We start from the raw sequence: 26698 nt of genomic DNA, 5'->3' as shown, positions 1-26698 counted from the left end.
ATCGCCCTCAGCATAGAATGCTGGGGCTATACATACGAAGCCTGCCTCCGCAGGCTATGAGTCTTTAAGCCTGCGGAGGCAGGCTTTGTTTGTTTAGCGATACCCTTATAGGGTATTGCTACGCTCCGCAGCGATGCTCCCATAACTAAGAAACATCCTTTGGTTGATAAACTGCACCAAAACTATGGTCAGTATTAATCTCGATAACTAAATCAACTGATGTCGGCATTGTTACCAACGGCTTGATGAATAATTCGGGATGAAGAGAACGCCAAAAATAATAAACAAATTGCTCTATTTCTTTTTCGCTCATGCCTGATTTACCAGCAGCAATCATCTGCTGTTCCGCTTGGAGCCGCCATTCTAAAGAGCATCGGTAATCTTTGGGATACAGCACGATTAAGCTGTCCAATCGCTGCCACAGTGGTAGATAATCACTTAATTGGCGATTCATATCACGAGCAAATGCTTTATCTTCATCTGTAATAATTGGTGGCGGTGCAGTATCAAATGCTGCGGGGTTGATGGGTTGCACGCCAACAAACCAACCTTCAAATAATACAATATCTATACCTTCGACAATTTCTGGAGTGATTCTATCACCCGCACCGCCGCAAGCAGATTTATCAAAGCGGGGAACTGCTACTGGATTTTGTAACTGGCGAATTCGATCTAATACAGTTAAGCCTAAGTCTATATCATGGGTTCCTGGGGGACCGCGCCAAATTAAACGGGGGTCTTGCTGTGTTAATTTCAGGCGATCGCTATAAGTTTTGTATAAGTCATCTAATGATAAACTCAGCGTGTGATATCCCAACTCTTTCATAATCAAGCTGAGAACCGCGCACATTGTCGTTTTCCCGGTTCCCTGTCCTCCTAAAATTCCCTGTATAAATGGACGCTCCAACTTTTGGCGACGCGATGCTAGTTGCATTGCCAAAGGTAGCCACAAATCCCGCAACACATCTAACATCGCGTCGGCTTGACGATGCAGGCTAGTTTCGCAAAACTCGCTAAAAGCTGGGTAGACAGATTTAAACAGACGTAATTGGTCAAAGTCGGGCATTGGGCATTGGTAATTGGTAATGGGTAGTGGGTAGTGCTTAGTCGTTAGTGGGTAGTGCTTAGTCGTTAGTGGGTAGTGCTTAGTTGTCCCCCTTGTCTCCCTTGTCTCCCTTGTCTCCCTTGTCCCCCCTCTCCCCCTCTCCTCACGATCCCAGCTTGAAGGCTTCGAGAAATAAACTGTAGGTGAAACCAACTTTGAGAAAGTTTAGTGATTCTATCCAGAGCGATCGCCTTGCTAAAATGCTGCTGCGATAAAATATTCTGCTGCTGACCTCGGTCACTACTACTAAAGTTCCGGCTACCACAATATCCCATTCAGCAGTTTGTCCGGCTGTGGTAGCAACTGCCGATCCCAAAAAAAAACCGAACAAAAAACTAATCAATAGCAGCGATAGTCGCCGCCAAGGATTGAAAAACCATTCTCTTAAGCGGGTAGCAATGGCATTCGATAGATTATTGAGACGAGTATTTTGCATTGACTCAGACTTTTATGGAAAAGTCAACATATCATAAAATACTTCTCTAGAGAGAATATCGTTTTGAGCATAAGTTTGTTTGAATAGTATTGTAGATGTCTATTGGTTTTTTTGGCGTAAATAAAAGATTATACATTTTGTCGTATTGAGCCAAGCTGAAAAGCTTTGTTGAGGCTACTTCCCAGCGGGTATACTTTTGCTCAAAATGACATTTTTGATACATTTTATCTGCTAATTTAAAGAGAGTCTACAATAGGCAATTTTTTTGAGTTGCTTTTTTGGATAGTAGGCTACTATTTGGGCAAGCCTAAACAAAATACTTATTTCTAATAATTATCAATATGAAATCGTCAGTGTATCGTAACGCTACTGTCGTAGCTTGTGCTTTGGGGCTGCTTGGACTGTTACTGGCATACTTTCAAGTAAGTGTGTCTTTCGAGTCAGAAAAGCCAGAAAAATCTTTTCTACCGCCTACACACAAGCCTGAAGACGAGATAACAGATTCTGCACCTGTTTTTGATAACAAGGCAGACAGCAGTAAAGAGACTGGTAATTCCGTCTTAACATATAGTAATGATAACTCGGCTCCAAAGGCGGGGGATCGAGGTAGTTTGCGAATGAGCAATCAAACAGATCAGCCTGTAAGACTGGCAATGCTGGCGCGATCGCCTCAAAAAGGCGAGAAAACTCAAACTAACTCTTTCGATGTGCCGGCGCATTGGGATTTTGCTCCTAGGGAAGGTAATGAGAAGGGGCTGATTCTTTCTTTGCCTCAGGGGAACTTAAACCTAGAGAAAGGAGATATTTTAGTGGCTTTTGCTCAGGATGGTTCCCGCCGTTACTGGGGACCATATGTTGTCGGCGAAACTTCCATACCTGTTTGGAATGCTCAAGGCAAAGAATGGCAATTAATTCTGAGTCAATAGTTTAATGGGGAATTGGGGAATGGGCAATGGGCATCGGGCAATGGGCATCGGGCATCGGGCATCGGGCATCGGGCATCGGGCATCGGGCATCGGGCATCGGGCATGGGGAATTGAAGAGGGGAAAAGGGAAAAGGGACTCATGGGAAAAGCCCATTGCCCATTAAACAATTGCCCATTGCCCATTAAACAATTGCCCATTGCCCATTACCCATTACCCATACCCAATGCCAAAGAACAAAACATAAGTAATCAACGACTATTGACTAGTTGCGGTTGACTAGTAACTATTGATTGTTATAAGAGCGATCGCGCTGCCTAGTAATTAATGACTAATGACTGATGACCAATGACTAATCGCGCTGTTGACCGATGGTTCAGCAATTTAGGAAAGCGTCCGGCTCTAGCTGTGACTTTATCGATTTTCTGGCTGATTTTGATTGGTTGGGTGGGTTATGGGTGGAATTTGGGCAGCATTGGCTTGATTGATGAGACTGAGCCGCTGTTTGCCGAAGCTTCACGCCAAATGTTCGTTACGGGTGATTGGATCACGCCGTTTTTCAATGGTGAAACTCGTTTTGATAAGCCTGCTTTGATTTACTGGTGTCAGGCGATCGCCTATGCAATTATTGGTGTGAATGAATGGGCAGTACGTCTGCCAAGTGCGATCGCGGCGATCGCTGTAACTAGTCTGTCATTTTACACTTTGCTTTTGTTTCTGGCAAGACAAGACGAGTTAGAGCATATTTCTCGCCCGACTCGACGCTGGTTAACAGCTGCTTTAGGAGCCGCTATCATGGCACTCAATCCAGAAATGATTGTCTGGGGAAGAACGGGTGTCTCAGATATGCTGCTAACTGGATGCATAGCAACAGCTTTGTTATGCTTTTTTCTGGGATACGCAAGTAAGGGAATGGCGAATGGCGAATGGGGAAGAGATACAGAAGTGAATTCTTCCCAATCCCTAAAAGCTAATCGCCAATCGCCATTTCCGAATAAGTGGTATTTAGCTTTTTATGTGCTAATTGCTGGGGCGATTTTGACTAAGGGACCGGTGGGAATTGTCTTACCGGGGCTGATTATCGCGGCGTTTCTGGTTTACGTGGGGAAGGTGCGAGAAGTGTTGCGAGAAATGCGCTTTCTCATCGGGATGCTGATAATTTTTACTTTATCGGTACCCTGGTATGTGTTGGTAATTTGGCGCAATGGTTGGAATTATATTAACTCGTTTTTTGGCTATCACAACCTAGAACGCTTTACAGAAGTCGTTAATGGTCACAGAGCGCCTTGGTATTTTTACTTTGTAGTGGTACTGTTAGGCTTTGCGCCATACTCAGTTTACTTGCCGGCTGCGATCGCCAGACTGAAGTTTTGGCAAATAAAATACTGGCGCTCTCAAGAACGCTCTCAACAACTTGCTTTATTTGCCTTTATCTGGTTTATTGTTGTCTTTAGCTTTTTCACCATTGCTGTCACCAAACTCCCCAGTTATGTTTTACCTTTAATGCCAGCAGCAGCAATTTTAGTAACGCTGTTATGGAGCGACTTTTTCTTAGACAAGGAGACAAGGGGACAAGGAGACAAGGAGACAAGGGGACAAGGAGGACGACTTGGGGGAATTTCTTCCCCTGCCTCCCCTGCTCCCCCTGCTTCCCCTGCTCCCCCTGCCCCCCCTGCTTCCCCATCTCCCCCATCTCCCCCATCCCCCACTCCCCCACTCCCCCCCTCTCCCCATTTCCCCCTCTGGAGTGGCTGGGTGAATGTAGCATTTTTATCGGCGGTAGGAGTGGCATTATTTCACTTACCTGAATTATTAGGTAAAGATCCAGCTGCACCTAACTTTCCCCAACAACTTCAACAGTTAAATTTACCGATGTTGGCGGGTATAATTTGGCTGCTTTGTGCGGTAATTATTGCGGTTTTATTATTGCGTCGTTTTTGGCTGCCGATTATCGGTGTAAATTTACTGGGATTAACGGCGTTTTTAATTGTAGTGCTGATGCCTGCTTTGTTTTTGGTAGATCGTGAGCGTCAGTTGCCCTTAAGAGAATTGTCGGCGATCGCAGTCCAAGCAAAACAACCAAATGAAGAATTAATCATGGTTGGCTTTAAAAAACCAACTGTGGTATTTTACACCCATGAAAACGTAACTTTCTTCAAATTTCCTGAACAGGCTGAAGAGCATATCCAAAACCAAGCAGCGAAGAAAGCACAACCTGCCTCAGTGCTGATTCTTTCTCAGCCGAAAAAATTGATACAAATGAATTTGCAACCAGCCGATTACAAAAATTTAGGCAGCAGTGGTGCTTATCAATTGATTAGAGTGCCTTTGAAGAGTTAGGAATTACGAGCGCGGTAGAGACGTTCCGAACGTCTCTACTGGAGTTAGAAGTTAACGCTCCTAATGTCTCAGTTGTTGCCATCGGTCGCATCAAACTTTAAGCATCGCCCAGTCACGAATAATCATCAGTATTAATACTTGACAAAATAACCATTATTGATAATTATTTTTGAATTATTAATAATGGTCATTTTCAAGTACAGAATATCGGTTACAAGCTTTGATTTCGCAGCATCTTGCTTCGCTGCTCGAAAACATAGAAAAATTTTTCAACCCTGCGTAAAAGCGGGTTATTCTCAACGCATATTCTTCTAAAGGAAACAAGGAGAACAAGCTTTATGGGAGTAAACTCGCCACCCTGGATGCTGAAACTCAATACCACAGAGCTTTTATTCCCGGATTATTCGACCAACTGGGACAATCAACAACAGCATATCTATAAAGTAAATCACACTATGGATGAACTGGACAGCAGGCTAGAACATTTGGCTCTTACCGCTAAACAATTTCCACCTAAAAGTCAGGAAAGGCAGCTTGCGCTAGGGCAACTTGCTAGTAAAATCCAGAAATCTGGAAGGCTTTTTTGTAAAGGGAGATACAGCTATCCAGAGGATGTGTATTCTGAAGCTTTGCAAGAAACATGGTTATATGTTTCTCGAAAAATCGAGAAATATGATCCTGAATTTGGTACGGTAATTGCTTGGGTAAATTTTATCTTGCATAAGCGTTTTATAGATGCTATTAGACGCTATCAAAAAAACAAACAAGTATCTTTAGATGAACCCATCGAGTTTTCTGGTGAGTCGGGAACAACACTTTTGGATACAATTCCACAACCGCAAATTCTGCCTGATGGTGGAGAAATATTACAAGAAATTTTGCAATCAGACCCAGATGATTTATTTAAACAAGAGCATATTAAAAATCATCCAGAGGCGAACTTTCAAGCTATTGCCTTACGTCGCTTGACTAAACAATCTTGGAACAATATGTCTGCTGAATGGAAAGTAGGGGTGTCAACACTGAGTAGTTTTTATCAACGCTGTCTCAAATATTTTATTCCTAAAATCCAGGAATATTATCATAAATATTATCAACATTAATCACTTTGTAAACTAATTGAGTAAAAAACGCACATCATGAATTACAGTAACGAAACATTACATTTTCAGGTTCCCTTAACTGCACAGGCTTATAATTTTGCCCGACAGTTGAGTAGCAAACAGCAAGATTCAGGTAAATCTAGGCAGATTTATTTCAATACTTTGGCTGTATATGCAGCCAACTTTTACTGTCAATATCTAGAAGTGGAGACAGATTTAGAACATAGTGATAGTTGGAATTCACTCTCACATTTGCTATTAGATGTAGCGGATTTAGAAATTACAGGTGTTGGTAAATTGGAATGTCGTCCAGTTTTACCAGAAGCAAAAACAGTTAACATTCCACCAGAAGTTTGGACTGAGAGAATTGGTTATGTTGTGGTGGAAATTAATGAAATCTCCAAAACAGCTAGATTATTAGGGTTTGTCAAAGAAGTTACAGCTGAAGAGTTACCCTTAAGTGACTTACAATCTTTAACTGATTTAATCTACAATTTACAACCTGTTGCAGAAGTTGTTTCCCCCAAACCTTCTGTAATAGAACAAGCTGTAGTACATTTGGGTCAGTGGTTGCAAAACTTATTTACATCAGATTGGCAATCTCCAGATTTAGTATTATCTCCCGCATACCGCAGCGCTATTCGTCCGAAAGTTCAAGAGTCAAATTCCCAAGAAGTTAGTGTTAGTCGAGCTAAAGTGATTGACCTGGGAATACAACTAGCATCCCACAAAATTGCCCTTGTTATTCAACTTACTACACAAACGTCGGGGTCGGTGGATATTCGTTTGCGGGTATATCCGACTGGTGACGGCATTTATTTACCACAAGGGTTGCAGTTAATTGTACTGAGTAGTGATGGCAATGTTCTGAGCGAAAATCAAGCCAGAGTTGCAGACAACTGGATGCAGCTAGAACTGGAAGAAGGACGAACTGGAGACGAATTTCAAGTAAAATTGGCTTTGGAAGATGTTAGTATAATTGAAAATTTTATACTGTAAGCCCCTCGGAGCTAACAAGGAGACGCCAATGGGGAAGTTAGTTATCTTGCAGCTACCAGAGGGAGATTTTCAACGGGGTTTTTCTTGTACAGTCCAGATTGGCTTCGATGAAGGCACTATTGAAACACGAGCGCAAATTACTGGTCGATTACCAGCTAACCCCGATATGCCACAAAAGTTAAATGATGAGTGGCGAAGGGTTTTTAATTTTAATGAAAGTCCGCGCATTAAAGCAAAACAAGCTGGGGTAACTAACTTTTCTCAAAGTAATGCAGTTAACAATTTTGTCGAATATCTCAATAACTGGCTGAATAATTCTACCTACTCAGAATGGCAGAAAATTAGGGATTTTTTACAACAGTCCTTAAATAATGAAGAAGAAATTAGGGTAATTATTCAAACTCAAGACCCTATTTTACGCCGTCTTCCTTGGCAAGCTTGGAATTTGTTTGCAGATAACTACCCCAAAACAGAAATTGCTCTCAGTCCGACTAGTTTTGCAACCCCTGGTGATTTACCTCCCTCTAATTCAAATAAAGTAAGAATCCTTGTTGTGTTAGGGTCAAGTACTATTGCAGATGGTAGTCAAGAAATTGATATTACGTTTGACCAGCAAGAATTGAAGAGGTTAGAGCAGCTTGGCGCCTTCCTGAAATTCCTCAAACAACCTGACCCACAAGAGTTACGGGAATGTCTTTGGCTTGAAGAAGGCTGGGATATTTTCTTTTTTGCAGGTCATAGTTCCAGTTCGGATGATGGTACAGTTGGGGAAATTACTCTCAACAACGCGCGCGTCCAGGGCTTAAAAATAACAGAATTATTTGAAGCACTCAAAAAAGCCATTTCTCGTGGTTTACAACTGGCAATCTTTAATTCCTGCGATGGTTTGGGTTTAGCGAACCAACTAGCTGAACTAAATATCCGTCAAATGATAGTCATGCGGGAACCTGTACCTGATGCAGTTGCCAAAACATTTTTAAAGCACTTTTTAACAGCATTAGCATGTAAAAATCAATCGCTGTATGCATCGGTACGGGAAGCACGTTTAAGACTGGAAGACTTTAACGAGCAGTATCCTGGTGCAAAATATTTACCTGTTATTTGTCAAAATTCTGCCGTCACACCACCAACGTGGGAAAAATTGCGGACTGGTGGGAGGATACATAGTGCAGACTGGGATATTAACTCTCATCTTAGCCGCGAAAATGTTAATGCTGGGCGAATTGGCAGCAGTATCTGGAATTTTTTCTTTGGTCAGCAAGCAGTGGCGACCGTGGGCAACCCTGCTCGACCAGAGAATCAACGGATACTATTAGCCGCAGTTAAAGAGGAAGTTACAGCACGGTTAAGGCAGTCGCTACACAATACCGTGCTGATTAATTTAGGTAAAGAGTCACAACCACAACAGGTGAAGCGACCTTGGGATGCTGAGATAAAAATTGGCTTAAAGCCTGCTGAACCTCTCCCAGATACCACAACAATTTTAGAAGTTTTTGACTCAGAAGAAATTGCAGGTAAACTGTTAATTTTAGGGGCGCCGGGGTCGGGTAAAACAACTACACAATTAGAACTAGCTCAAGAATTAATTAAACGTGCAGAAGAACAGTCTAATTATCCGGTTCCAGTTTTATTTAACTTGTCTTCATGGAAAGATGACCGCCTATCTTTAGCTGATTGGTTATTGGCAGAACTGAAATCTAAGTATGGTATATCAAAAAAGCTTGGTCAAGAGTGGGTAAATAAACGTCAATTGCTACCATTACTTGATGGTTTAGATGAACTTGAACCACAACGTCAAGAACTTTGTGTCCTGGCAATTAACAAGTTTTTAGCAGGCAACACTAGACCATTTTATCTAGTCGTTTGTAGTCGAATTGAGGAATATAGTAACTACGCTACTCAACTGCAACTTAACGGTGCTATTTACCTACAACCTTTAACCAATAATCAAATTTGTGATTATCTAAGCAGCATTGAATATATAGAACTGTGGTCAACGATTAGTAGTGACATAGACTTGCTAGAGTTAGTTAAAACTCCCTTAATACTCAGCATTACTGTTCTAGCATCTAAAGAAATATCTGTTGAAGAATGGCAGCGTTTGACTTCTACAGCAAACCGCCTTCAGTATTTGTTAGATGCCTATGTAGGGCGTATGTTAAGAAGAGATATTAACAGTAGGGCATATTTGAAGAACAAATCTCCTAATGCTAGAAAAACGCGAATGCATCTTGTTTGGTTAGCGAAGCAAATGCAAAGGGAATCTAAAACAGAGTTCTTGATTGAAGAAATCCAGCCTCGTTTGTTAAAAACTAAAATTGCCAAAGTCATCTATAATTGTATCGCCTGGGGAGTTATACAAATGTTGATTTTTGGACTGATTTTTGAACTAATTTTTGGGTTGATTTTTGGACATTTTGATTTTTTTGTTATGAATGGGGTAATTAATGTACTAATTTTTGGGCTGATTTATGGCCTGATTTATGGGCTAATTAATAGTTTATTTGGTGAGATAATAGAGTATAAACTTGAAAAGATAGTTTTAATTAGGTCTAATAACGATTCTAACAAAATCATTGTAAAATGGCAGATTCTTGGGCTGATTCTTGGGCTGATTCTTGGGCTGATTCTTTGGCTGATTTCGGGGCTGAATTCTGGGCTGAGTTATATGCTGAGTTATGAACAGATTCTTCTTTCGATTGCTTCGCTGATTCCTTTGTCGATTTTTGGGCTGATTTTTGGGATGATTTTTGGGCTGATTGGAGATGAAATTAAAACATTTGAAACTCTAAAATTTTCTTCTAATAATTTTCAAAATGGGCTGAATTTTGGGCTGATTTTTGGGCTAGTTTTTTGGCTATTTTTCGGGCTGAATTTTGGGCTGAATTTCGATCTGATTTTTTGGCTGGTTTCCGGGCTGGGTTTCGGGCTAATTTTTAGTTTTTCTGCTATACAAATAGAAAATAAAAATATTCCTAATCAAGGTATTTGGCAATCGGCTAAAAATACTTTAAAAGTATCAGTTTTTTATTTAGTGCCTTCTACAATATTAATCTTTTTGAATCAACGGATTTTACAAAATAATAGTTTAAATAAAGCTTTAATTTACAGCTTAATGTTTGGATTATTTTTTGGATTATTAGGAGGGATACTCAGATGTGGAACACCCGTTATTAAGCACTTCACGCTACGCCTTATTCTCTACTTAAGCGGTTACATCCCCTGGAACTACGCCCGCTTCCTCGACTACTGCACAGAGCGATTATTCCTACAACGTGTTGGTGGTCGTTACCGCTTCATCCACAAACTGCTGCAAGACCACTTTGCCCAAATGGAGTTTAAGCAGGATTAGCAAATAATGTGGGTAGGTGCCCAGTTGTTGTAAAATGGGACACATTGTAAAGTTTTGTAACAAAAACTAGCTTCTATGCCTCAAACTCGCTTCCGGACAAGCAAAAAAGTGGAATGCTTCCAAACCTGACTAATTAATATCAAAAATTTTTCCGAATTTGCGTAAAAGCAGCACTATATTTTCGCATACATAACAGAACAAGCATAAGGGGATAAATTCACTCCCAAAAGCTTCATTTCATATCTTGCAGCAATAGATTTTCCTGCCTGAAAAATAAGCTACCCATCGTGGAACGTAATTAATTAACGTCTCTACAAAATTCTTGTGCTTGATTTTATCGACCAAAAACTTCTGCTTTCAACAACTAGCAAACTACACAGCTTAATTACCAAAAAGGAAGCTCAAATCATGAACCTCAAAACTAAATTATTCGCAGTTCTACCTCTTCTGTTTGGTTCCCTTCTTTTAACACCAAACCCAGCACGCGCTAACAGTTTTACCGACGACGTAGCAATACAATTAATAAACGCTCTTTACGGTGCTGGTCTTAATGGCTACGAATCAACCCATGACCCCTATGTAAATATGCTATATCATGGCGGGTCGGGCTATCTAAATATTAATCTTGATGCTGGTACATCTTATGGCATCGTTGGAGTTTGCGATCGCGATTGTCGAGATTTAGATATTACCGTCTACGATACAAATGGTAATGTTATTGGTTCCGATAGCGATCGCGATAGCACCCCAATTGTTGGTTTCACACCTCGCAGAAGTGGGACATATCGAGTCAAAGTTGATATGCCTCATTGCGGCACTGGCGCTTGTTACTACGGGGTTGGGGTTTTTGGTCGGTAAGAGAATATTTTGAGAGAAAGACTCAAGGTAACAAGAATTTAAGTTATTCCATATTTTACTTTCATTGTTTTGGTGAGTATTCTTACTCACCAAAACATTTTTTTGACAACTAACAACTAACCACTAACAACCATCACCTAAACATTTTTCAAAGCTTGATTAATCTGATTTAATAAATCTTCCATCGAGATTGATCGGGGTAAAATCTGAGTAGCGATCGCATCCACAACCGTTTCTATTGACTCCAATTTATCCTGAGTTTTTTTCTGGTTTTTCTTATGCGCTGAACTAACCTCTTGGGGATTTAATCGCTGGTCTAGTACCAAAATCGGTGGCAAATCAAAAGGCAATTGTCCTAATGTTTTCAGTGCAGCTCGCGCTTCTTTTTCATTAGAAGATTCACCTAAACAAATCAGCAATAAATCAACGCTGTGGTGGCGAATTTGTTGTAGCATTTCTGCCCAAGAGCGACCCATTGCAGCTTTCAAACCTGCTGTTTGCAGATACTGAATTAAAGCTTGAAACCACTCGGAACCGCGCTCGGCTGTTAAATTGTTGAGTGCGGAATTATTGGACGATCCATAATGGCTAATCTGCTTGCGCGTTAACTGTGGTAGATCGGGCAACATGGTCAAATCGACTACTAACAAGCTGGGTGGACAGCACATCCCAGAAGCAATTTGCAGCACTGACAATAAAGCGTCTGTTTTCCCTGTTTGACTATTCTTATCGTTGGTAAATGACGACAAGCAAGGAAATACAGAAAGTCCATCCACTTGTGAAGCTTCTAATGTCGTTGCTACATCGCAGGTAACTAATGGTAAAGCTGCCAAACGAGGGTGTTGACTGAGTTGTTGCAAATAAGCTTTTGCTTTTGAAACTTCTTTATCCAGCAAAATTACATCGAACTGCCAAACTCGCGCTAAAAGTTCTGCCTGATCTATATCATCAACTTCGATTACCCGATGTTCTCGCAGTGATGGATGGGGATTGACAGATTCTAACTCGGAATTGACCAACCGAAGAATTCGCAGTGGGGTATGAATATTGATTTTTGTATTATCTTGACTCGGTTGCTGCGCTTCTGGTGCTGCACACAACTTTTCTAAAAGTGGTGCCAAAACCTGATGCTGCACTGGTAAGCTGATAAAACCATCGGCACTATTAGCAAATGCTTGTTCTTTTTCGGCTGCTGTGGCTGTCACAATCACTGGGATGTGACAAGTTGCAGCATCTGATTTAATTAAAGTCAGCACATCCCAACCCGATAAAAGGGGTAACAATGGATTCAAGAATACAGCTTTTGGTTGCAAGCGACGGGCTTTTTCAACTGCTTCGCATCCCGATCGCGCAATCACTACCCGATAACCCAAACCTGTCAACTGCTCGGTGAGTTCTTCAATATATCGAGCTACTGCCTCAACTACTAACACTAAACGTTGTTCGCTAGCGGCAAGATTGGCAGGAGTTGAAGACACGCAGTTCCGAGAACGAGGCAATACGGGGAAACTATCCGCGTCTTCGATTTTGTGCGCTGCGGTGTCTTCTACCCCCATCTCTCGATCGCCGAAGTTTGTTTTCGGAGGACTGGGGGGTAGTAGTAAAGTAAATTGGCTGCCTTTGCCTTCACGAGAGAGAAAGCTCACATCACCACCGTGGAGACGTGCCAAAGCTCTAGTTAATACTAGCCCCAAACCTGTGCCTTCAAATTGGCGGGTGAGGGGATTTTCTAGTTGTTGAAATTTTTGAAATATTAAGTGCTGTTGATGTTCGGGAATACCTATACCTGTGTCCCAGACTGTAAAAGCAATCCAACCTTCCCAACGACTTACCCGCAGTCCAATTTCTCCACCTGTTTCGGTGAATTTAAAGGCATTGGAAAGCAAATGTACCAACATTTGCCGCAAGCGTAATTCATCGGCGATGATTTGGTCTAAACCTGGTTCGATAGTAAGGGTAAATTGATGGTCGGGTGAACGTGAAGCTTGAGGAGAGACTTTGACTGGAGTTTTACTGTTTTGAGTGTGGATGGCTTTTGCTTCGGTAGCAGCGCGATCGCATACTGCCCGAATTTTTGCCGGTGTTAAAGTTAACTCCATCTGTCCGGTTTCCATGCGGGTCAAATCTAAAATGTCATTGACCACACTCATTAAATGTCGTCCGCTTTGATGAATCAATCCCGCGTAACGCGCTTGACGCTCGTTTAATTCTCCTAATTGTCGATCTACAAGCAACCTTGATAATCCTAAAACCGCAGTCAAAGGTGTTTTTAATTCGTGACTAATACAAGCTAAAAATTCATCTTTTAAGCGATTTAATTGAACTAAGTCGGCATTTTTTGCCGCCAGTTCTTTACATAGTTGCTGCTGTTCGGTTACATCAGTTGCTAAGACTAACCACAATTCATTGCCTGTTGATTCCTGCGTGCTGGGCATCTCTAACTCCGGACTCAGGATTTTCAACTCAATACTCTCTAAGGGTATTTTCGCAAATTGCCAAACTCGCTCTTGACCATTTTGCACTTCTAAAATGCAGGTGCATATTCCTAAATTACTATCAAACAAACATCGATTTCCAGCATTAGCTTCGGCAAATATTTCCTCTGGTAAATTTTTGATTATTGGTATCGTTTTTCGCCGTGGCGACAAGCTTTTTTTAGTTATTACTTCATTCAGCGCAGAGTCAGTATTTTCTCGACAATTAAGTTTAATATCTCTAGATACCTCGTCGTCAAAGTCGTTGCATGTGTTAATTATATTGCCAATCGTGGCTGTAGGATATTCTGATTTTTTTTCTGAATTTAATATTTCTCCTACTTGTTGCCTCACTCCTTCTGGATCTTTCAATCCACCTAATTGTTGCCACCATGCTGGGTTTTGGGTGACTACTTCGCCACTACTAGTTTGCAACATTAAGGGCCAAGGCAATCGTTCCAATAACTGCACCAGTGGTTTGTGTGTATGTGGCTGATATTCTTCTTGTTTGGGCGATTGACGACAAGCTCCTGCGGGTCTACCCTTGGGAATTAACGTACTACTAGCTTTTTGAAGCTGTACAGTTTTTTTGCTGTTGTCGCGATCGCTCTGAGTTGCGTCAATTTCTACTTGTGCTAACAATCGTAACAGGCTAACTGTATCTACCAACCCCAAATATTTTTTATTTGCGTCAATTAGCGTCCAATTTAAGTTATTGCTTTCGCCACTTTCCGAAGCCAAAAACAAGCCAAATTGATCCACACTATCAGATGCGGATAATATTTGTATTGGTTCAATTAAAGCTTTATCTAATATTGAGATAGGCTGCTGTAAATCTAAAAACTTAAAATTTCCTTGGCGTTGTTTTGCCGCCAAAAATTGTGGTATTAAACGCGATGAGTACAGCAACCCTATTGGGTATTCTTGCTCATTCACCACTACGACGCGATCGCACTGTTGTTGGGCAAATATTTCTAGCAAAACTGCCAGAGTTGTTGTTTCTCTACAACTCGGTACGGTTGCCACAAAATCATTAAGCGGGTACTGTAACATTGGCATAAAACTTTGGTTGTCATTCTGACTGTGGAAGCTCCAGTATCACCACCTGCTTTAAATGTAGCCGATGGCGTTTCACAGCGAAGCAATATCCGACGTATGAAGCAAAGCGCGATCGCGCTATTGTAGTTACAATTTCAACGCCATTCTTGAATAGCAGCTCGCAAATCGATAGTGTCTGTTCTGTACTTGTGAATGAAAAGTTAACAATTATTACGGCGGTGTTAAACTAAGCCGTTCGTTACTTCAATCAAGCATCCTTAAGTGTATCCTCCTGTGTTTAAATCGAGAAAGCTGTATTCTGTAGCTAGAACAATTATGTAATAAAGATTCGCTTTTGAACCTTGAGGAATTATAATGATTTAGAATGCGACAATTTTTTAAGTTCGTTTAAGTATCTTATCAAGGAGTGAATTCCCAAAATCTATATTTCGATAGATATATACACCCCAACAAAAAATTCAACACTGCCCTTTCCACCACCAACCCTGACTCAACAACTACCATTATCTCAAAGTTTAGTAGCTGCCATTTGTTAAATAGTTAACATTATCTGTTGATATAAAACTTTACATTTGGGGAGACTAGAAGTTGACTTCACGCTCAGTCTGACTGAATGGTGCCACTTGTTATCCGTTGATAATTCTTGGTCGGCAAAACTTACCCTAATGATAAGAGCAAAGTTTCAGCACTCAATATATGTGAGGTGATTTCATACATAATTACCCATCGCCATAGAATAAGTAAAGAAATGCAAAAAAACTATATGAAAAACTTCTTGACAAATATTATGATTTATTTACATTGCCCAAAACCTCAGCAGTTTTTTAGCAGATGACGAGAGCCGACAAGCAGGCATTGTTGCAGCAACTTAAATCAGATTACCGAAAAATTCTTATAAATTACTTTACCACAGACAAAACACTGAAGGAAAAAATTGATAAATTTATCAATGCAGTATTTTGTGCTAATATTCCTGTGCCGCAAATTATAGAGATTCACATGGATTTAATTGAAGAGTTTTCCAAACAGCTAAAATTAGAAGGAAGGAGCGATGAATCGTTACTTGATTATCGGCTGACACTGATTGATGTTTTGGCTCACCTATGCGAAGCATATAGAAGTTCGATTTCTAAATAAATTGAACTAGAGCGAAGACCAGTACAAAAGTTACCGAGGGTCGAAAACGTTCTTGTAAACATGCGCGAAGCGTTCAATGCCTGAACCGACAGTGCGTAGACCAAGATCGACTTATCGCTACTTAGAACGCAATGAGTGCGTAGTTTCATTCACTATAGCCTGTACTTTTATGAATAAAGTCAGAAAGACCTATGTTCTCAAACTTTATGTAGCAGGGAACACCGCCAATTCAGTACGGGCGTTAAAAATACTCAAAAACATATTAGACCAAGAATTTCAAGGTATTTATGCTTTGAAAGTAATCGACGTACTGAAAAACCCGCAACTAGCAGAAGAAGACAAAATCTTAGCCACACCGACATTATCGAAAATTTTACCTCCACCAGTTCGCAAAATAATCGGCGACCTTTCAGATAGAGAAAAAGTGTTGATAGGATTAGATTTACTTTATGAAGAACTAACTGAAGAAGACTATTTTGGCGAATAGATTATTTAATCAACAACTATAAACTTTAGTCAGAATGGGTTTGATTTTGATTTGTTAATTTAACTAGCAATGAGTGAAAACGAGCAAACAAAGCAAAGCAATACCTCCCCTAGTGGGGGTGTAGAAAAAATTCGCACAATGATCGAGGGATTTGATGACATAAGTCATGGTGGTTTACCTGTTGGTAGAACTACTTTAGTCAGCGGCACCTCTGGAACTGGCAAAACTTTATTATCTCTTCAGTTTCTCTATAGCGGTATCACCTACTTTGATGAAGCAGGAGTATTTGTCACCTTTGAAGAATCGCCGAGTGACATTATTAAAAATGCGGCTATTTTTGGTTGGAATTTAGAACACCTAATTGCTGAAGGCAAATTATTTATTCTTGATGCTTCTCCCGATCCGGAAGGTCAAGATATAGTAGGAAACTTTGACCTATCAGCACTGATTGAGCGACTGCAATATGCAATTCGTAAATATAAAGCAAAACGAGTTTCAATAGATTCTATCACAGCGGTATTTCAACAGTATGAAGCAGTCGCAGTCGTGCGACGGGAAATTTTTCGCCTTGTTGCACGTCTCAAACAACTAAATGTCACCACAATTATAACTACCGAACGTGCCCAAGAATATGGTCCTGTAGCCTCTTTTGGGGTAGAAGAATTTGTTTCTGATAATGTAGCAATTGTCCGCAACGTTTTAGAAGGAGAACGCCGACGTCGCACAATTGAAATTCTTAAATTGCGCGGTACAACTCATATGAAAGGCGAGTATCCTTTTACTATAACCAATGCCGGAGTTAACATATTTCCACTGGGAGCAATGCGCTTGACGCAAAGGTCTTCTAATATCCGCGTATCTTCTGGGGTGAAAACTTTAGATGACATGTGCGGTGGTGGTTTCTTTAAAGATTCTATTATTTTGGCAACAGGAGCTACTGGCACTGGTAAGACTTTATTAGTTAGCCAGTTCATCCAGGAAGCCTGCCTCAACAACGAACGCTCAATATTATTTGCTTATGAAGAATCACGCGCTCAATTGTCTCGAAACGCTCAATCTTGGGGAATTGATTTTGAAGAATTAGAACATCAAGGTTTGCTGAAAATAATTTGTACTTATCCGGAATCTACCGGTTTAGAAGACCACCTACAAATTATCAAGTCAGAGATTGCTGAGTTTAAACCGGCTCGGATTGCGATTGATTCTCTTTCAGCGTTAGCAAGAGGAGTAAGCAATAATGCATTTCGGCAATTTGTAATTGGGGTGACGGGTTACGCTAAACAAGAAGAAATTACAGGTTTTTTTACGAATACAACTGACCAATTTATGGGTTCTCATGCAATCACAGATTCTCATATTTCCACGATTACTGACACAATTATCATGTTGCAGTATGTAGAAATCAAAGGCGAGATGTCAAGAGCCATTAACGTATTCAAAATGCGCGGTTCATGGCATGATAAAGGTATCCGGGAGTACAATATTACTGCCGACGGTCCAGAAATTAAAGATTCTTTCAGGAATTACGAAAGAATTGTCAGCGGAGCGCCAACCCGCGTTAGTATCGATGAAAAGGCGGAACTTTCTCGCATCGTCAAACGTTTTGAAGACAAACAGAGTTCCGATTCCTAAACTCGGCATCGTGCTATATTCTGTCGTGAGTAAAGGGTTTCTGCCGCTTGATTTTCGTGTGAGGGGACGCGGTGAAAGGACAGCAATTATTCCATAGCTTCTTGCCTGGTGTGATAGTAATATTAGCAATTCAGCCTGCTTCGGCTGAAACTGTAAAAGCTGAGAAAGTACAGCTGGCTGCTTCTGGTAATGTCTCAAGTTCCACTCATAGTGAAACTTCCGTTACAGACACGATCGATCGAGGACTGCCCAATACTGCCAGAGATAGTATACCAGAGGTAATTACATCCTGGACTACAGTTAGAGTTAAACCTTTAATTAGTAACAGTATCCCAGCAACAGTGACGGGCAAGACTGGTGTTTTAATTGGACAAAAAGGTATAGTATCCAGTTGGGTGCCGACTGAAAATTATTCTGAGTTAGCAGATAAAATTCGCTCTCGCATCGCTTTTGAAAAACAAAGCGCCATGTCTAACGACAAGCCGCTGCGCGTCTACGCATTCAAATTAGCACAAAATACACCTCCAGCTGACCAGAAAGCAACTACGTTCCCGGCAGCGTTGACTCTACATGCAGAAAAACCAGCAGCAAACAAGAAAAATCCGGCTACTGAGTTGCAGACAGTATCACAAGTTTCAACTTCTGATTCGACAGCAGCAAGTTTACAAGATAAACAGCAGTTTTGCCCCCAGAAACCACAAAACAGCCAAACCTTTTCCTTAACCGATGGGGTGATTGACTTAAAAGCCTGCCAACAAAAGAATTCTACTGGTAATTCGGTGGCTCAGACACGGACACCCAGAAGCGCACCAATAACACCGATTCCTACCCCCGCACCGGGAGGAGGAGTGCAAACACCAACACCAATACCAGTAACCCCCGTATCTACACCGGAAGTACAAATTCCCGATTACCTCAATCAAAACGCAAATCCGCTACAGTTTCCCACCAGACCAGAGGAAGTGAGGCTACAGGGAACTCAGCCGATTACTTTAGCACAAGCGCTAGAACTAGCACGGCGAAATAATCGCGATCTCCAGGTATCGTTATTGCAGCTACAACGCACTCAATATGTTCTACGCGAGGCGCAAGCTGCTTTGTTACCCAATTTTGATGTTAATGCTAGTGTAACTCGCAGTCAATCTGCTGGTAGTCAGCTTTCAGCAGAGCTACAGGAACAACAAACAGGGATTTCCCAAAATCAAGACGAACCTAATACGAATTTCAATGGTCAAGCGCAACTTTCGTACAACCTTTATACCTCTGGGAGCCGGCAAGCTGTCATTAGACAGGCTGAAGAACAGGTACGGTTTCAAGAGTTAGATGTTGAGCGTCAATCCGAAGTAATCCGGCTGAATGTCTCGACTGATTACTACAACTTGCAACAAGCAGATGAAAGCGTGCGAATTAACACTGCGGCTGTAACTAACGCCGAAGCTAGTTTACGAGATGCACAAGCTTTAGAACAAGCTGGGGTGGGTACGCGTTTCGCTGTATTGCAATCACAGGTGAATTTAGCAAACGCCCAACAAGATTTGACTAATTCAAGAGCGCAGCAGCAAATCGCCCGCCGCCAGTTAGTGAATCGCTTGAATTTGAGTCAGTCGGTGAATGTCGTTGCCGCAGATCCGGTAAGATTAGCAGGTCTTTGGAATCAAACGCTGGAACAAAGTATTATTTTAGCTTTCCAAAACCGTCCGGAATTGCAACAGCAGTTAGCACAACGTAACATTTATGAGCAACAGCGACGCGGAGCGCTTGCACAAATAGGTCCGCAAGTTAGTTTAGTTGCCAACTACAATCTGCTAGATCAGTTTAATGATAGTGTTGGCGTTACCGATGGTTATTCGGTGGGAGTGCAAGCGAACTGGAGGTTGTTTGATGGAGGAGCAGCAAGAGCAAGAGCGAATCAACAAAGAAGTAATATTGCGATCGCCGAAACTCAATTTGCTCAACAGCGCGATCAAACCCGCTTTGAGGTAGAACAAGCCTATTCTAACCTGCAATCTAATTTGCAGAACGTCAACACCGCCACAGGTGCCCTAGAACAAGCTAGAGAGTCTCTGCGGTTAGCGCGTTTGCGATTTCAAGCTGGTGTAGGTACTCAAACCGAAGTAATTGACGCTGAAACCGCACTCACTAGAGCCGAAGGAAACCGAGTCCAAGCTATTTTGGATTACAACCGCGCTTTAGCTAGTTTACAACGCTCCGTCACCTCTAGAGCGTTGCGTTAGTTAATGTTAGTGGTTGGTGGATAGTGGATGGTGGATAGTGGATAGTGGATAGTGGTTGGTGGATAGTGGTTGGTGGATAGTGGGCGTCCCCCTTGTCCCCCTTGTCTCCTTGTCCCCTTGTCTCCTTGTCCCCCCACCCCCCTCTCCCCCTCCCCCCTCCTCTCTCTTACAGCAGATTTTTTGATTCTGGGGGTCAAATTGGAATAACATAGCTGAGTGGTCAACCGCTCGGCTAGTAAAAAATAATCTCATGACTACAGTTACATCCCAAGAAATTGCACAGTTCCGTTCTCAATTGGCAGATAATCCCGAAGCGATGGAAGCACTTGACTTAATTGAGGACTGTGAGGGAGATTTAGAAGATGCAGCAATGACGCTAGCCATTAAGGCGGGACAAGAACCAGAAAGAGCAAATTCAGAATGGTTAGATGCTTTGGCGAGAAAATGGCGTGCTGTCATTTGCCAAGAAGAATTTCGAGACAACTTGCTTGATGGTTCAGTTAAAGAGATGATGAAACATCTCAAAACAATGCCGACGTTTCCTCAGATTTTAGCAACGCCAGTTTTAATTTATGTTCTTAAACAAGGCGCGAACAATTTTTGTGAACCTCTCGATTTGCTAAAGTGACGGAATGGGGAAGGGGGAGTGGGGGAGTGGGGGAGTGGGAGACAAGGAGACAAGGAGACAAAAAGACAAAGAAAATTCAAAATTTAATACTCTCCCTTTGAGCTCCCCATCCCAAGAACTCTCCCCATCTCCCCACTCACCATTCCCCTTTCCTCAGGCACAGGCATTGATTCGACAAGCACTGCTAGGCTGTTAGTAAAAGCAAAATTTCTATTACTAGAATAGTCTTGTGTATCAATGAATTACCTTGTTGCCGTATTAGGCGATCGCATCCAAGCGGAAGCTGCTTACTTAGCGTTAGAAAAAGAAGGCATAAAAAGTACTATCCTGGGTAGGGGGTACAAAAGTGCTGACGAGTTTGGCTTGATTGACCCCAACGAAGAAGCCAAAAAGCAAGTGCGGCTGATGGCTGTTTGGCTTGTGCCATTCGGCTTTTTTGCTGGTTTTACCTTCAGCTTCATCACCGGTTTAGAAACCTTTGCTTGGGCGGGTGAAATCGGCAATCATATTATTGGCGGATTGCTAGGTGCTGTTAGTGGTGCTTTGGGTAGTGTAGTTTCTGGTGGTGGAGTCGGTTTAATTATTGGTGGTGGTGATGCTTTACCCTACCGCAACCGTCTGGATGCTGGCAAATACTTGATTGTGGTTGAGGATGCTGAAAATGTTACCCGTCAAGCAACCCGCGTTTTACGTCAGTTCGATCCAGAAAATCTTCAGGGTTATGCTGACACAACAGTTAGTTAGTTGATAGTGGTTGGTTGGTAGTGGGAATTTGAAGAGGGGGAAAGGGGAAAGGGAAAGGGGGAAAGGGGAAAGAATTATTACCAATGCCTAATGCCCATTGACAACTAACAACCAACAATTAACAACCAACAATTAACAACCAACAACTAACAACCAACAATTAACAACTTTTAAGAATGTTGCCAAGAGAAGAAATTTTAAAGGGTGTTGAAAATCGAGATACTGTAGCGCGTGTAATCGATCGCGCAGAGGAAGCAATCAAAACTTGGGAAGTTGTTTTGACGGATTTTTTGTCTCCGCCAGAGTTGGTGGAAATTCAGCGCGTGTTTAGCCGTTTAACAGAGGTACAATTGGTGGCGTGGGGTGGATATCCGCAAGCTGAACGTCAAAGAATAGCGATCGCTCGCGCTGAAATTCCTTTAGATCAATCTCAAGTTGCGATCGCTGTTTTAGAAATTGCTGGAAATTTCCTCTTTGATACTGCCACTCACCGCGACTTTTTAGGCGCTATGCTAGGTACTGGCATTGTCCGCGAAAAAACTGGTGATGTGATTGTACTCGGCGAACGAGGAGCGCAGGCAATTGTTGTGCCGGAGTTGGTAGAATTTTTAGGAATGAATCTCCAACAAGTGCGATCGGTTCCGGTAAAAACTCAGTTGATTGATGTCAGCGAGTTAAAGATTCGCGAACCGAAGAAGAAAGAATTAACCACCGTGGAAGCTTCTTTGCGATTAGATGCGATCGCTTCCGCTGGTTTTGGCATGTCTCGCAGCAAAATGGTTGATTTAATCGACTCCGGTGATGTGCGCGTCAACTGGAAGGATATCACCCAAGCAAGTTCTCAAGTGAAATCAGGTGACTTAATCGCCATTCGCGGTAAAGGACGCTTAGAAATTGGCGAAATTGCCGTCACCAAAAAAGATAGATATCGCGTGCAATTGACAAGGTATATGTAATAGGGTAATGGGTAATGGGTAATGGGGCATTGCGAATTGGGCATTGGGCAATGGGCATTGGGAATAAGAGATTCTTTCCATGCCCGATGCCCGATGCCCGATGCCCGATGCCCGATGCCCGATGCCCAATGCCCCATGCCCCATGCCCCATGCCCCATGCCCCATGCCCCCTATCAACTATCAACTAACCCGCCTTAAACTGTTTTTCCAAAATATTTAGTAGAGTTTTGCGCGGAACGAACGGAGCTAATTTAGTGATTAAGTGAGTAGTAATACCGCCAATAACAGCGATAGAATCTTTCCTTTCCAAAGCTTTTAGAGATTCGCGCACTACTGCTTCTGAAGTAGATATTTTATTTGTTCTAGCGGCAAGGGCTGGGGGGAATTTAGCTACTGTGAAAAAGTTTGTCTCAACTGGTCCTGGGCAAGTAACTAGCACCCGCACGCCATATTGACGATTTTCTGCCCACAGTGCCTGACTAAAACTGACAATAAATGCTTTGCTGGCAGCATAAACAGAAAGGTAAGGCATCGGTTGAAATGCGGTCAGGGAAGATACATTAATAATGCTTCCAGAACGACGTTGCCGCATCAAAGGCAAAAATTTATGAGTTAAATCTACTAATGCGAGAATGTTTAATTGCACTATTTTCACTTGCCGTTCTCCATCTGTTTCGGCAAAATCACCATACTCTGCAAAACCTGCGTTGTTGATTAACAAATCAATTGTTAATCCCTTTTCTTTCGTGGCATTAAATAGAGCATCGGTAGCGCCAGTTTCTGTGAGGTCTAAGACAATAATATCTACTTGAATTTTGTGTTGTTCTTGCAATTGTGAGGCTAATTCCTTCAATTTTTCTTCGGAACGAGCAACTAAAACAAGATTTGTGTTGCGTTTAGCGAGTTCTTCGGCAAAGGCTTTACCAATACCACCAGAAGCACCAGTTATTAAAGCAGTTGACATTATATCTAGGATAATTTTTTCAACATTTTATAAATATTAACGATAGTGGCGCTTTAGTTTTAACCGTCTAGAGTTATATTCGCCAAACGGTGAATATAGCACTCAGTATTCTGTGTAAGTTACCAGCCGCAAGTGGGAATACTAGAATTATTAGTTACCTATAAGGTGTATGTACCGTCTTAACAATCGAGCTTTTGAAATCTTGCGTGCTGAAGTTCAAAATTGCAGTGGTGTGGATCAAGTTAGCAAAATCGAGCAGCAACTTGTAATCAAGCGCTTGGAAAAAATGCGCTTTTGTAAAGGAGATCCCGCGACTTTAGATGAATTGCGCGATACAGTGGTGGACGTGTATCCGCAATTCAGCGAAAAGGCTCTCAAGCAAGCTGCACGAGCTAATCAACCACCTGGTATTTTCAGCAAAATAAAATGGTCGGTGATGCTTTTGACAAGTGCAGCCGGGGTGATTTGGGTGGTGAATTTGCCTTTTCCGATGATTCGCCGTCCGGTTGCTGAAAAAGCACCCATCCTACTTTTACCAAGCTTTATGAGTATAGACTATCACTATCGTGGGGCGATTAACGCTGTTGAGCAAGCAGACCAACTGGTTAATAAAGCTACTAGCCTAGCTGATATCGATCGCGGTGCAGGAAAAGTTAAAGAAGCACAAAAACATCTTGACAATTTGCCAGTTTGGTTTTTAGGCTACTATCCTCAGACTTACTGCGGTTTATTTGCTTGCCGTTGGAACTTCACTTTGGATGAGTTTGAACAAGCTCGTCAGCAGGTGGCGCGGATGGATGCTAAAGTTTTTCAAGAAAAGAATGCGTTTGGGTCACTCAATAAAGGTGAACAAACGCTCGAAGGTGCAAAGCAGCAATATCAACAAGCAAAAAATGCTTCAGAGCGAGAGAAAGCGATCGCTTCTTGGCAAGCAGCAATTGATTCTTTAGAACAATTACCTAATGTAACTCTCTCAGCCGAAACCGCCGAAATCAAACTCAAAGCTTATAAACGCGACTTTGAAAATGCTCGTATCGGTACATTTATTGCCGCAGCGCAAGAATTTGACATCGAAGCCGAGCAAACTAAACAAAAACAACCACAAGCTGCATCTGAGTTATGGCAACAAGCTATTAACCGCTTGAGTGAAATTCCCCAAGAAAACCCGCGCTATCTTGAGGCACAAAAGTTACTCACCAGCTACCGGATAAAAATCGCCTCCGTTGTCGATCCGCGTAGTGGTACATTAATTGAAAGTGCCAAGCAATTTGCCTTTGCTGCCGCGAAAGCTTCACAAAATCCACCCCACAGCGCGATTGAGTGGAAGCAAGTTGAAAATTTGTGGGAAAAAGCGATCGCACAGTTAGAAAGCATCCGAGTTGAAGAACCGGGTTATCTCGAAGCGCAGAAACTACTAGCGACATATCAAAGCAATGTGGGAATTGTCCAAACTCGCTTTTCAGCAGAACAAGAATCACAAGAAATTCTCAAAGCTGCAAATCGGCAAATTCAAAATTTAATCGCTTCACCCCCAAGTGATCGCAATGTATTTAAAGCCGAAATGCAAGGTATCATCAATCAACTAAGAACTATCAAACCTGGAACAACCGCTTACGCTGAAGCACAACAGTTGCTCGCAGCAGCATATAAAAAACTCAAATAATTAGTTACAGCACGCGATCGAGCGCGAATAAGATTAGGCGATCGCGTGCTGTAAATATTTGCTGACTTCAAAAAAACTATGCTATAATCGGGAAGTTGCGAACGTATAGCTCAGTTGGTTAGAGCGCTACGTTGACATCGTAGAGGTCACTGGTTCGAATCCAGTTACGTTCATTTAGCGGTGTACATTCACAAATTAAATGTTGTGACTTTACCCATAACTTTGCCGCAACGGCAAGCTTATGCTTCCAATAAAGGGCGGCAAGGTTATGCTTCCAATTTTCCAGGTGTAGAGAAAGAAGCCAACTTACTCTGCCCTTTTAAGTTTAATAGCTTTACACTCCAATTTCACGTCGTGTTTCATTTAAAGCAGCACGAACCTGTTTGTAACGGAGATATCCAGGATGAGTCATTATTTCATACACACGAGCTTCTGAGGGGTATTCTCCTTGATTATGCAACTTAAGTACAATCTGCTTAACTTCTCTGCAAGACTGCTGTATCTTTTCTGTGTGACATGCTTTACGATAACTACGGTATTTGGCAGAAATAGCACGGCATAAATCTGGAAAGTGGCTGAAAATTGTCCGCCTATTATATCCTAGACGTGTAGCTACTTCTTTCATTGTCAGTGGTGGCTCTTTGTCGCTTCCAAGGATTGCTAGCAAAACATCTTGTACTTGATTAGAGTCGAAAAGTTTTGGAGATGCTCTTTGTGTGGGCGATCGCCGAATGGTTTTGTGTGAGATTTTCCTAAAAGATTTAGCAGCAAGTTGTTCTGGTTTTAGTAAATCTAGCAGAGATATTTCTAAGCGATAACAAATTTTGAGAAGTATATCAAGCACTGGTAAAGCTTTACCCGTCTGCCACATCCATAAAGTATTCTTCGGTATTCCCATCAAACGGGCAAACTCAGCTATATTTCCATTAGTCACTGCATTTATGACTAGACTCAAAGATTTGGCAATTTCTTCTTTTGCTGGTGGGGAGTTAAAAGATAGGGTGGAAGAAATTAATTCTCCAATAACCTCTACTATCCAAGTTTGCGAATGTAATTCTTCTTTAGATAAAGTTGAGCAATCCGTAAGTTCTGAGGAGGACTTGACAGGAAAATTCATACCTAGCCAACCACCACACTTGGAACAGTAACCAGGTCGCGATCGCCAACTTAGTAGTGGCAACTCCTGCTGACAGTGAGGACATTGCAAACATAAATATATTTTGTGTAAAGGACATACTTTTACTGAATTCATAGTCCAAAGTAGTGGTTTATAAATTACTTGTTTAGCTAAACGCCATTCTTCGTAACATACAGTACACCAAGCGCTTTGGGTACGAAACAAATTGCGCGTGGGAATAATTTCAGACCAAAATAGCAGGGTCAGCAAGTGCAAATTTTCTATAAGCGTTAGCTTCTGAACTGCTTGTACTAAATCTATTACTATCTTTCCTGTACCATTTATAGCTGTGGCACGGTCGAAAAGAGAACGTAAATCTCTACTAACCCAAGTTGCTAGTTATAGATTCAAGCGATCGCATGGGGTAAGTTAAGCAATAAAATCCCCTCCAGAGAGAAAAGTAGGAGGGGAAAATGCGCCTGGGAA

Annotated in this window: 24 protein-coding genes and 1 tRNA gene; 18 read left to right on the top strand and 7 right to left on the bottom strand. The window is 41.8% G+C overall.

What is annotated here, in order from left to right; all coding sequences use genetic code 11:
- Positions 1-145: 145 nt before the first annotated feature.
- Both AABK37_RS12605 and AABK37_RS12600 read right to left on the bottom strand, forming a co-directional pair.
- Entirely contained in the window at positions 146-1066 is a 921-nt protein-coding gene (locus AABK37_RS12605; RefSeq protein ID WP_432551941.1) for a glycerate kinase, read from the bottom strand.
- Between the two features lie 142 nt (positions 1067-1208).
- Positions 1209-1541, bottom strand: coding sequence for a DUF565 domain-containing protein (locus AABK37_RS12600; protein ID WP_432551907.1), 333 nt, complete (start codon positions 1539-1541; stop codon positions 1209-1211).
- Between the two features lie 341 nt (positions 1542-1882).
- On the opposite strand from AABK37_RS12600, the gene AABK37_RS12595 reads away from it, so the two are divergent.
- Positions 1883-2467, top strand: a complete 585-nt coding sequence (locus AABK37_RS12595) for a hypothetical protein (RefSeq protein ID WP_432551906.1) — start codon at positions 1883-1885, stop codon at positions 2465-2467.
- On the opposite strand, the gene AABK37_RS12590 is transcribed toward AABK37_RS12595, so the two are convergent.
- Positions 2450-2608 carry a hypothetical protein gene (locus tag AABK37_RS12590; protein ID WP_432551905.1) on the bottom strand — a complete coding sequence of 53 codons (159 nt, stop codon included), beginning with the start codon at positions 2606-2608 and terminating at the stop codon, positions 2450-2452. The genes AABK37_RS12595 and AABK37_RS12590 overlap by 18 nt on opposite strands.
- Between AABK37_RS12590 and AABK37_RS12585 the strand changes: the two genes are divergently transcribed.
- The 6 genes from AABK37_RS12585 to AABK37_RS12560 all read left to right on the top strand — a co-directional run bounded on the left by AABK37_RS12585 (position 2607) and on the right by AABK37_RS12560 (position 11117).
- Complete coding sequence (locus AABK37_RS12585; RefSeq protein WP_432551904.1) at positions 2607-2744, top strand: hypothetical protein; 138 nt, start codon at positions 2607-2609, stop codon at positions 2742-2744. The two genes, AABK37_RS12590 and AABK37_RS12585, sit on opposite strands and share 2 nt — an antisense overlap.
- A 69-nt stretch (positions 2745-2813) precedes the next feature.
- Entirely contained in the window at positions 2814-4805 is a 1992-nt protein-coding gene (locus tag AABK37_RS12580) for an ArnT family glycosyltransferase (protein WP_432551903.1), read from the top strand.
- Positions 4806-5167: 362 nt separating this feature from the next.
- Complete coding sequence (locus AABK37_RS12575; protein ID WP_432551902.1) at positions 5168-5908, top strand: RNA polymerase sigma factor; 741 nt, start codon at positions 5168-5170, stop codon at positions 5906-5908.
- A 36-nt stretch (positions 5909-5944) separates the two neighbouring features.
- A complete protein-coding gene (locus AABK37_RS12570; RefSeq protein ID WP_432551901.1) occupies positions 5945-6907 on the top strand; it encodes a DUF1822 family protein in 963 nt (320 codons plus the stop codon).
- 28 nt (positions 6908-6935) lie between these two features.
- On the top strand, positions 6936-10259 hold the full coding sequence (locus AABK37_RS12565) for a CHAT domain-containing protein (protein ID WP_432551900.1): 3324 nt from the start codon (positions 6936-6938) through the stop codon (positions 10257-10259).
- Between the two features lie 324 nt (positions 10260-10583).
- Entirely contained in the window at positions 10584-11117 is a 534-nt protein-coding gene (locus AABK37_RS12560) for a hypothetical protein (protein ID WP_432551899.1), read from the top strand.
- A gap of 137 nt (positions 11118-11254) precedes the next feature.
- Here AABK37_RS12560 and AABK37_RS12555 read toward each other — a convergent pair whose 3' ends face one another.
- Positions 11255-14650, bottom strand: a complete 3396-nt coding sequence (locus AABK37_RS12555) for an ATP-binding protein (protein WP_432551898.1) — start codon at positions 14648-14650, stop codon at positions 11255-11257.
- A gap of 831 nt (positions 14651-15481) precedes the next feature.
- Here AABK37_RS12555 and AABK37_RS12550 point away from each other — a divergent pair.
- The 4 genes from AABK37_RS12550 to AABK37_RS12535 all read left to right on the top strand — a co-directional run bounded on the left by AABK37_RS12550 (position 15482) and on the right by AABK37_RS12535 (position 20140).
- Positions 15482-15787 carry a circadian clock protein KaiA gene (locus AABK37_RS12550; protein WP_432551897.1) on the top strand — a complete coding sequence of 102 codons (306 nt, stop codon included), beginning with the start codon at positions 15482-15484 and terminating at the stop codon, positions 15785-15787.
- Positions 15788-15956: 169 nt separating this feature from the next.
- On the top strand, positions 15957-16274 hold the full coding sequence (kaiB, locus tag AABK37_RS12545; protein ID WP_039740654.1) for a circadian clock protein KaiB: 318 nt from the start codon (positions 15957-15959) through the stop codon (positions 16272-16274).
- Between the two features lie 69 nt (positions 16275-16343).
- Positions 16344-17906 (top strand): circadian clock protein KaiC, encoded by a 1563-nt coding sequence (kaiC, locus tag AABK37_RS12540; RefSeq protein WP_432551896.1) that lies wholly within the window; start codon positions 16344-16346, stop codon positions 17904-17906.
- Positions 17907-17977: 71 nt separating this feature from the next.
- Positions 17978-20140: a TolC family protein gene (locus tag AABK37_RS12535; RefSeq protein WP_432551895.1), complete on the top strand. Its 2163-nt coding sequence runs from the start codon at positions 17978-17980 to the stop codon at positions 20138-20140.
- Here AABK37_RS12535 and AABK37_RS12530 read toward each other — a convergent pair.
- Entirely contained in the window at positions 20137-20277 is a 141-nt protein-coding gene (locus AABK37_RS12530) for a hypothetical protein (protein ID WP_432551894.1), read from the bottom strand. The genes AABK37_RS12535 and AABK37_RS12530 overlap by 4 nt on opposite strands.
- 113 nt (positions 20278-20390) lie before the next feature.
- On the opposite strand from AABK37_RS12530, the gene AABK37_RS12525 reads away from it, so the two are divergent.
- The 5 genes from AABK37_RS12525 (at position 20391) to AABK37_RS12505 (ending at position 22656) form a co-directional block, all read left to right on the top strand.
- Positions 20391-20768: a hypothetical protein gene (locus AABK37_RS12525; RefSeq protein ID WP_432551893.1), complete on the top strand. Its 378-nt coding sequence runs from the start codon at positions 20391-20393 to the stop codon at positions 20766-20768.
- A 4-nt stretch (positions 20769-20772) separates the two neighbouring features.
- The gene (locus AABK37_RS12520; protein ID WP_432551892.1) at positions 20773-20964 is read left to right on the top strand and encodes a hypothetical protein; all 192 of its coding nucleotides are present in this window, start codon (positions 20773-20775) and stop codon (positions 20962-20964) included.
- A gap of 41 nt (positions 20965-21005) precedes the next feature.
- On the top strand, positions 21006-21512 hold the full coding sequence (locus AABK37_RS12515) for a hypothetical protein (protein WP_432551891.1): 507 nt from the start codon (positions 21006-21008) through the stop codon (positions 21510-21512).
- A 176-nt stretch (positions 21513-21688) separates the two neighbouring features.
- Complete coding sequence (locus AABK37_RS12510; RefSeq protein ID WP_432551890.1) at positions 21689-22468, top strand: photosystem II S4 domain protein; 780 nt, start codon at positions 21689-21691, stop codon at positions 22466-22468.
- 14 nt (positions 22469-22482) lie between these two features.
- A complete protein-coding gene (locus AABK37_RS12505; protein WP_432551889.1) occupies positions 22483-22656 on the top strand; it encodes a hypothetical protein in 174 nt (57 codons plus the stop codon).
- On the opposite strand, the gene AABK37_RS12500 is transcribed toward AABK37_RS12505, so the two are convergent.
- Positions 22653-23432, bottom strand: a complete 780-nt coding sequence (locus AABK37_RS12500; RefSeq protein ID WP_432551888.1) for an SDR family NAD(P)-dependent oxidoreductase — start codon at positions 23430-23432, stop codon at positions 22653-22655. The genes AABK37_RS12505 and AABK37_RS12500 overlap by 4 nt on opposite strands.
- A 169-nt stretch (positions 23433-23601) precedes the next feature.
- Here AABK37_RS12500 and AABK37_RS12495 point away from each other — a divergent pair, with 169 nt between their 5' ends.
- A complete protein-coding gene (locus AABK37_RS12495; RefSeq protein WP_432551887.1) occupies positions 23602-25095 on the top strand; it encodes a hypothetical protein in 1494 nt (497 codons plus the stop codon).
- A 99-nt stretch (positions 25096-25194) separates the two neighbouring features.
- A tRNA-Val gene (locus AABK37_RS12490) sits at positions 25195-25268 on the top strand.
- A gap of 161 nt (positions 25269-25429) precedes the next feature.
- Here AABK37_RS12490 and AABK37_RS12485 read toward each other — a convergent pair.
- Positions 25430-26482, bottom strand: a complete 1053-nt coding sequence (locus AABK37_RS12485; RefSeq protein WP_432551886.1) for a TniQ family protein — start codon at positions 26480-26482, stop codon at positions 25430-25432.
- Between the last annotated feature and the right edge of the window lie 216 nt (positions 26483-26698).

This window comes from Tolypothrix sp. VBCCA 56010 (genome assembly GCF_050875635.1).
Classification (GTDB): domain Bacteria; phylum Cyanobacteriota; class Cyanobacteriia; order Cyanobacteriales; family Nostocaceae; genus Hassallia.
Note: the sequence above shows the minus strand (reverse complement) of the source record. Positions and strands in the feature narration are given on the sequence as shown.

What these genes read in the sequence shown, in the direction of transcription:
- AABK37_RS12605 (WP_432551941.1), bottom strand. Translation starts at nt 1,066, where the DNA reads ATGCCCGACTTTGACCAATTACGTCTGTTTAAATCTGTCTACCCAGCT.
- AABK37_RS12600 (WP_432551907.1), bottom strand. Translation starts at nt 1,541, where the DNA reads ATGCAAAATACTCGTCTCAATAATCTATCGAATGCCATTGCTACCCGC.
- AABK37_RS12595 (WP_432551906.1), top strand. Translation starts at nt 1,883, where the DNA reads ATGAAATCGTCAGTGTATCGTAACGCTACTGTCGTAGCTTGTGCTTTG.
- AABK37_RS12585 (WP_432551904.1), top strand. Translation starts at nt 2,607, where the DNA reads ATGGGAAAAGCCCATTGCCCATTAAACAATTGCCCATTGCCCATTAAA.
- AABK37_RS12590 (WP_432551905.1), bottom strand. Translation starts at nt 2,608, where the DNA reads ATGAGTCCCTTTTCCCTTTTCCCCTCTTCAATTCCCCATGCCCGATGC.
- AABK37_RS12580 (WP_432551903.1), top strand. Translation starts at nt 2,814, where the DNA reads ATGACTAATCGCGCTGTTGACCGATGGTTCAGCAATTTAGGAAAGCGT.
- AABK37_RS12575 (WP_432551902.1), top strand. Translation starts at nt 5,168, where the DNA reads ATGCTGAAACTCAATACCACAGAGCTTTTATTCCCGGATTATTCGACC.
- AABK37_RS12570 (WP_432551901.1), top strand. Translation starts at nt 5,945, where the DNA reads ATGAATTACAGTAACGAAACATTACATTTTCAGGTTCCCTTAACTGCA.
- AABK37_RS12565 (WP_432551900.1), top strand. Translation starts at nt 6,936, where the DNA reads ATGGGGAAGTTAGTTATCTTGCAGCTACCAGAGGGAGATTTTCAACGG.
- AABK37_RS12555 (WP_432551898.1), bottom strand. Translation starts at nt 14,650, where the DNA reads ATGCCAATGTTACAGTACCCGCTTAATGATTTTGTGGCAACCGTACCG.
- AABK37_RS12550 (WP_432551897.1), top strand. Translation starts at nt 15,482, where the DNA reads ATGACGAGAGCCGACAAGCAGGCATTGTTGCAGCAACTTAAATCAGAT.
- kaiB (WP_039740654.1), top strand. Translation starts at nt 15,957, where the DNA reads ATGAATAAAGTCAGAAAGACCTATGTTCTCAAACTTTATGTAGCAGGG.
- kaiC (WP_432551896.1), top strand. Translation starts at nt 16,344, where the DNA reads ATGAGTGAAAACGAGCAAACAAAGCAAAGCAATACCTCCCCTAGTGGG.
- AABK37_RS12525 (WP_432551893.1), top strand. Translation starts at nt 20,391, where the DNA reads ATGACTACAGTTACATCCCAAGAAATTGCACAGTTCCGTTCTCAATTG.
- AABK37_RS12520 (WP_432551892.1), top strand. Translation starts at nt 20,773, where the DNA reads ATGGGGAAGGGGGAGTGGGGGAGTGGGGGAGTGGGAGACAAGGAGACA.
- AABK37_RS12515 (WP_432551891.1), top strand. Translation starts at nt 21,006, where the DNA reads ATGAATTACCTTGTTGCCGTATTAGGCGATCGCATCCAAGCGGAAGCT.
- AABK37_RS12510 (WP_432551890.1), top strand. Translation starts at nt 21,689, where the DNA reads ATGTTGCCAAGAGAAGAAATTTTAAAGGGTGTTGAAAATCGAGATACT.
- AABK37_RS12505 (WP_432551889.1), top strand. Translation starts at nt 22,483, where the DNA reads ATGGGTAATGGGGCATTGCGAATTGGGCATTGGGCAATGGGCATTGGG.
- AABK37_RS12500 (WP_432551888.1), bottom strand. Translation starts at nt 23,432, where the DNA reads ATGTCAACTGCTTTAATAACTGGTGCTTCTGGTGGTATTGGTAAAGCC.
- AABK37_RS12495 (WP_432551887.1), top strand. Translation starts at nt 23,602, where the DNA reads ATGTACCGTCTTAACAATCGAGCTTTTGAAATCTTGCGTGCTGAAGTT.